This window comes from Lacrimispora sp. 210928-DFI.3.58, assembly GCF_020554865.1.
GTDB lineage: Bacteria > Bacillota > Clostridia > Lachnospirales > Lachnospiraceae > Enterocloster.
Map to the genome: position 1 here is coordinate 48419 of NZ_JAJCIC010000033.1, position 6118 is coordinate 54536.

General features: G+C 51.0%; 5 protein-coding genes and 1 riboswitch. Of the genes, 2 read left to right on the top strand and 3 right to left on the bottom strand.

The window, feature by feature from the left end:
- Positions 1-82 precede the first annotated feature (82 nt).
- Positions 83-171, bottom strand: a riboswitch (ZMP/ZTP riboswitch).
- A 100-nt stretch (positions 172-271) separates the two neighbouring features.
- The 3 genes from LIZ87_RS17435 to LIZ87_RS17445 are packed head-to-tail and all read right to left on the bottom strand — an operon-like array spanning position 272 to position 4299.
- On the bottom strand, positions 272-1645 hold the full coding sequence (locus tag LIZ87_RS17435; RefSeq protein ID WP_227148639.1) for an ABC transporter permease: 1374 nt from the start codon (positions 1643-1645) through the stop codon (positions 272-274).
- Positions 1632-3482, bottom strand: coding sequence for a COG1361 S-layer family protein (locus LIZ87_RS17440; RefSeq protein WP_227148640.1), 1851 nt, complete (start codon positions 3480-3482; stop codon positions 1632-1634). Before LIZ87_RS17440 ends, LIZ87_RS17435 begins: the two co-directional genes overlap by 14 nt.
- Positions 3469-4299, bottom strand: coding sequence for an ABC transporter ATP-binding protein (locus tag LIZ87_RS17445; RefSeq protein WP_227148641.1), 831 nt, complete (start codon positions 4297-4299; stop codon positions 3469-3471). Before LIZ87_RS17445 ends, LIZ87_RS17440 begins: the two co-directional genes overlap by 14 nt.
- A 334-nt stretch (positions 4300-4633) precedes the next feature.
- Here LIZ87_RS17445 and pyrB point away from each other — a divergent pair, with 334 nt between their 5' ends.
- A complete protein-coding gene (gene pyrB / locus LIZ87_RS17450) occupies positions 4634-5557 on the top strand; it encodes an aspartate carbamoyltransferase (protein WP_227148642.1) in 924 nt (307 codons plus the stop codon).
- Positions 5551-5982, top strand: a complete 432-nt coding sequence (locus tag LIZ87_RS17455; RefSeq protein WP_178316725.1) for an aspartate carbamoyltransferase regulatory subunit — start codon at positions 5551-5553, stop codon at positions 5980-5982. The genes pyrB and LIZ87_RS17455 overlap by 7 nt, the downstream gene beginning before the upstream one ends.
- Positions 5983-6118 lie beyond the last annotated feature (136 nt).

The following is a 6118-nucleotide window of genomic DNA, read 5'->3' on the forward strand; positions in this document are numbered from 1 at the left end:
AAAATCCGATAAAACGCGTCACTGGCGCGTTTTACTGGATACTTCGTAATAAAAAGAGCCTCCCCCAGACACACAAAATAAACCCATGTGCCCAGGCGGTCGGCTCCTGCTTTCTTCTTTCCTGCGTGCTCCCTGTGGTTCATCCACCATCCGCCAGTCACACGCTCTAAGAATACTATATATGCTTTTTACTAATATTGCAAGATATTTTTAGAAGTTTTACTTATTAATTTTACTTCTAAATGGACTCCCCTGCTGCCGGGAGGGCAGACTACTCATTCCTGATCGCTGCCAATGGACTCAGCTTCATAGCCCTCATGGCAGGCATAAAGCCCGCAGCCATGCCTACAAAGACGGCAAAGCCCACTGCCGCCAGTGTCAGCCAGGGCGGGATCCGGGACAGGTTTCCGTCCACTCCGTACATCTCCGCCATATTTACAAAGCGGTTTACCAGAGCCGAAACGCCATAGCTTAACATGATCCCCACAACGCCTCCCATAAAGCCGATGAAGCCGGACTCAATGAGGAACATATTGCGGATATTTCCCATATCGCAGCCCAGGACCTTCATAACGCCGATCTCCTTTGTGCGCTCATAGATGGACATCATCATGGTATTTGCAATGCCGATGGCTGCCACGAACAGGGAAACTGCTCCGATCCCTCCCAAGACTGCCTGCACCATATTGGACTGCTGGCGGGAGCTCTCCAGCCAGTCCATCTGGCTGGATACCTGATAGCCCATGTCGGAAAGCCGCTGCTGCACCTCCTGGACATTGTCCATATCGTCCACAAATACCTCTGCCCTGCTGTACACCAGATAACTTAAGGCCTTTCCCTTTTTGTTGGTGGGCTGGCCTGGGATCACGGTCCCCTTTTTAAACGCCCGCTTCAGCTGGGCCTTCAGGCCGTCCACATCTGTATAGATCTGGTAGGAATAGCTGCTCCAGTCATTCTCTCCTCCGGCTACCATTCCGGTCGTCTGTATCATATATTTCTTTGGCGGCTTCACCGTGCTGCCGCTTTCTGAGGAACCGCCCCTGCTCTGGTAATAGGCATCCATGTCAAAGATGACAAACAGTGGCTTTCCCATAAAGTCCACATCCGGCATCTCCATGGTATCCCAGTAGCCCTTTCCCGTTTTCGAGTTATAGAACTGCTGGGCCACATGATTGCCCACCACCAGGCCCATCTCTCCCGGCTCCGGCAGCCTCCCCTCACCGATATCGATCTGCTCCAGATAAGACTGGCTCACTCCGTTTAAGGTCACATAGGTGGCCTCATAAGCTCCCTGGCGCAAATACACATTGAGCTCCAGCACCGGAGATACGCCCGTGACATGGGGAAGGCGGCCAAATTGTTCGATCACCTCATCAGTGATATACTTGGGGTCAGAGTTCTTGCTGCTTCCGCCTCTAATGCTCACTGCGCCTCCGTAGCCGGAATCTGAGCTCACATCAATGGTGGTCAGGCTTCCCCAGGAGGCGATCTGTTCCATTGTCATCTCATTTAAGCCAATGCCCAGCGACACCATAACAACAATGGAGGCTGTTCCGATGATCACTCCCAGGACAGTGAGAGCCGTCCTCAGCTTCCTGCGCCTTAAGTTATTGACACTCATGATCAGTAGATCAGGAAATTTCATCGTCTATTTCCTCTTCCTTTGCTGCTTTGCGCTTCCTGCGGATGTGTATCACGGTCCCTGCTGCGGCGGCCAGCACCATGACGGCAGCTCCTATGAGATAGAGCTTATATCTGCCCCAGAAGGAGGGCGGCTCCTCCATTCCCATGGCCTCTGCATCCACATCCATTGCTGCGTCCCACTCCATAGGCATATCTTCCGTCACCATAAGAGTCAGCTCCTTCTCCACAGGCTCTGCCGCCACGCCGTTCTCATCCTCATAGTCGATCCTTACCTTGATGGTCCCATCGTCCATGGTGGGCGCAATGCCTGTGAGCATGGTGTCCACATTCCCCGTTTCTCCGGGCTTGATATTGCCCACATAGGCGTCTGTCGGCTTGATGGAATCCCCCTCAAAGGTGACGGTCACATTGTAGAGGATCACCTTTCCTGTGTTGTTGATGCCGAACATGACATTGGACTCCGAACCGACTGTCATGTTATCCGGCATGACATCGATGTTGCTGGTGGACAGCCTCGCATACTGCTTCACAGGGATATCCACGGTAATGCTCTCCTCCGCGTTTTTAAACTCCGGACTGTCGTATTTTTCCTTTACCGTAATGCCGTAGGAGCGCTGGTCTACGCCTGCCTTTGCCGTAAATCTGGCCCGCAGCTCCGTGCTCTGTCCGGGAGATAAGGCATTGATCACCATGGAGGAGGTTCCTGCCTCTGTGGTGAATACGGCGCTGTCGGAAACCTTTTCTGATTCCAGATTAAAGAGGATGTTGCTGGCAGGTACGCTTGTGGAAGCATTCTTCATGTTCAGCACCAGCTCAAACTCGCTCCCCGCATAGATCTCCTCCGGAATGGTATAGTAGCTGTCCACGATCAGCCTCGCCCTGGTCCTGTCGTTGGCATCAAAATCCCTTAAGTCATCCTCCTTGTCCTTCGATACCACATGGACGTAAAAGGTACCCTCCTCCGTGTGCAGGTCGCCCTCGGAGCTCAATCGGAAGGTAATGGTAAATTTAATGGGATAATAGCCTGTGTAGGAGTCCTTGCGTATGGCCATGCTGTAGGGCGCTGTCACGGTCTCACCGAACCCCACACGCTCAAAGGTCCTGTCGTAATTGCCGTCATTGATCTCAAATGGGAACTTGGCATCGTCCTCTGAGAGCTGCATGCTGACCGTCACATCCTGGGCCGTTGTCTCCCTGCGGTTCCGGAAATTCACACCGAAATTACAGACCTCCGGATAAACTCCCCTGGGAGTGGACTGGTTCTCGCCGATCACAAAATAAGTGCCCTCCTTCTTATCCTCCTCCTCATCTGCTGAGGTAGAGGAGCTGGTGGATACCCAGATGTTCACATAGTCAATGTCGCTTCCGCCGTCCCATTCGATCAAAATAGGAATGCTGTAATAGCCCTGAGCGGCGTCACGGCGCACACGGGCAGAGAGAGACACGCTCTTCACGCTTCCCTTGTCAATATTGCCTACGCTCTTTGGGGTAAAGGTGGTCTCCATGATCTCAAAGGGATAGTAGTCGATCAGGTAATCGCCCTCTCCCTTTTCCTCGATAAACTGGAAGTCCCCGGTCTCCGCCAGGCTGATCTTTACATTCTTCATATCCTCATCCGTGGAACGGATGCGGAAGGGAATGCTCATGGATTTGCCTATATTTCCCCTGGGGGATTTGGTGGTAAATATATAGTCATTATTGCTGGCATTGGTATTATAGCCCAGCTTAAAATCTGATGCAGAGGCGTGAACAGGCGCTGCCAGGGCCATCACGGCCGCTGCCAGCAATGCTATGAGCCTTTTCTTCCTGTTTCCTGCTTTGCTGTTAACTGTTCCCATTTCTATATTCTCCCTCTTTGACCCTTGCAGGGTTTCCTCCTGTATTTACTATAAAAGACCCTGGCTCTTCCTCCTCCAGGGCCGACCGGCCTCCTGTCTCGATCCCCACGATCTTTCCATCCACAATGCGGATCCTCCTGTCTGCATAAGAGGCCAGATTATTGTCATGAGTTACCATCACAAGGGTCTGCTTCTGTTCCTTTACAATGCGCTGCATGAGCCTCAGCACCTCCATGGTGGTTCTGGAATCCAAATTTCCCGTGGGCTCGTCTGCAAAGATGATCTGCGGGTTCACCACCAGAGCCCTGGCGATCCCCACTCTCTGCTGCTGTCCGCCGGACATCTGGTTTGGCATATGCTTTGCCTGGTCTCCCACTCCTACCAGCTTCATGAACTTTTCTGCCCGTTTTAACCTCTCCCGCTTTGGTATTCCACGGAAGGATAAGGGAAGGGCTACGTTCTCAATGGCATTCATGGTGTTTAGAAGGTTATAGGACTGGAAAATGAAGCCTACCTTTTCGCGCCGGAAGGCCACCAGCTGCTTTTCCGTCATCTTCTCGATATGTACCTTTCCGATCACGATCTCGCCCTTTGTGGGCTTTTCAAGGCCCGCCAGCATGTTGAGCAGGGTGGATTTGCCGGAGCCGGAGGTGCCCACAATGGCGACAAATTCTCCCCGGTACAATTCAAAATCCACGCCATTTAATGCGCGGACCTTCGTCTCTCCTACACGGTATATTTTATAAAGGTTTTTTACCTGAATGGCTGCAGGGCGTTTCTCCTCCTCAGGCACTGTCCTCAAGCTCGTATCCTCCACACCCCTTTGCCTCCTCTCATGACATATTCCTGTGCTTTGTTCATTATAGCATATCGTGAAACCCCCGTCCCCCTGTTTTTCCTTTAGAGTTCCTTAATTATTCCTTACTATGAAAGTCTACGCGTTTTTTCCTGCTTTTGCCCCTTTTCGATAATACCACAATTTTTTCAAAAATCCACCAAATTCCCCTTGACTTATGGGACATTCTATGTAAGAATATGACGAGGCACAAATCAGTGCCATATCTGGCTGGTCCGGCTATCGCACTGGTGAGGTGTGAAATATTTCCCAAATCAAAGGTTACATACAAATTCATACAGGCAAAGGAGAACACATGAGACATTTATTGAATCCCTTAGACTTCTCTGTGGAAGAGATTGATGACCTTCTGGCCCTTGCAAGAGACATTGAGCAGAATCTTCCGAAGTATGCCCATGTCTGCGATGGAAAGAAGCTGGCAACCCTTTTCTATGAGCCCAGCACCAGGACCCGCTTAAGTTTTGAATCCGCTATGCTGAGCCTGGGAGGCAGCGTATTAGGCTTTTCATCCGCCAATTCCAGCTCTGCTGCCAAAGGAGAAAGCGTTGCAGATACCATCCGCATGATATCCTGCTACTCCGATATCTGCGCAATGCGCCATCCAAAGGAAGGCGCTGCCTTCGTAGCCGCACAGAAGGCCCAGATCCCTGTAATCAATGCAGGTGACGGCGGCCACCAGCATCCCACTCAGACCCTGACAGACCTTATGACCATCCGTTCCATGAAGGGACGTCTGGACAACATGGTGATCGGTCTCTGCGGCGACTTAAAATTTGGCCGTACCGTACACTCCCTGATCAATGCCATGGTGCGTTATCCCGGCATCAAGTTTGTCCTGATCTCCCCGCCGGAGCTGCGTATTCCTGACAACATCCGTGAGGACGTGCTCATTGCCAACAACATTCCTTTTGAGGAGGTTGGAAACCTGGATGAAGCCCTCGGACAGCTGGATATCCTGTATATGACCCGCGTTCAGAAGGAACGCTTCTTTAATGAAGAGGACTATATCCGCTTAAAGGACTGCTACATCCTGGACAAGAAGAAAATGAAGCTTGCCAAAGAGGACATGTACGTTCTTCATCCCCTTCCCCGTGTAAATGAGATCTCTGTTGAGGTGGATGACGACTCAAGAGCCGCCTACTTCCGTCAGGCCCAGTACGGTGTCTACGTGCGTATGGCCCTCATCATGACATTACTGGAGGTGGAGAAGCCATGTTAAATATCAGCGGATTAAAAGAAGGAATCGTATTAGACCACATTGAGGCCGGAAAGAGCCTGGACATCTATTACCACTTAGGCCTTGACAAGCTGGACTGCCAGGTAGCCATTATCAAGAACGCCCGCAGCAACAAGATGGGCCGCAAGGACATCATCAAGATCGAGGGCGGCCTTGACACCATTGATTTAAAGGTGTTGGGCTACATTGACCACAACATTACCATCAACATTATCCGCGATGACAAGATCGTAGAGAAGCGCGCCTTAAAGCTTCCAAAGAAGATCACCAACGTCATCCAGTGTAAAAATCCCCGCTGTATCACCTCTATCGAGCAGGAGCTTCCCCACATCTTTTATCTGGCTGACGAGAAGACAGAGACCTACCGCTGCCAGTATTGTGAGGAGAAGTACAGCGAATATAAATAAGATTGAAACAATGAGGCCGGACTTCCTTCTATGGGAAGTCCGGCCCAATCGTCTATATAACAACTCTTTCTTTATTTTTCTCGTATATGGTAAATAACCAGTCCTCCGGACAAAATAATGCCAGCCCAAAGGCTGG

Excerpts from the sequence above, each read along its gene's own strand:
- LIZ87_RS17435 (WP_227148639.1), bottom strand. The coding sequence starts at position 1,645 with ATGAAATTTCCTGATCTACTGATCATGAGTGTCAATAACTTAAGGCGC.
- LIZ87_RS17440 (WP_227148640.1), bottom strand. The coding sequence starts at position 3,482 with ATGGGAACAGTTAACAGCAAAGCAGGAAACAGGAAGAAAAGGCTCATA.
- pyrB (WP_227148642.1), top strand. The coding sequence starts at position 4,634 with ATGAGACATTTATTGAATCCCTTAGACTTCTCTGTGGAAGAGATTGAT.
- LIZ87_RS17455 (WP_178316725.1), top strand. The coding sequence starts at position 5,551 with ATGTTAAATATCAGCGGATTAAAAGAAGGAATCGTATTAGACCACATT.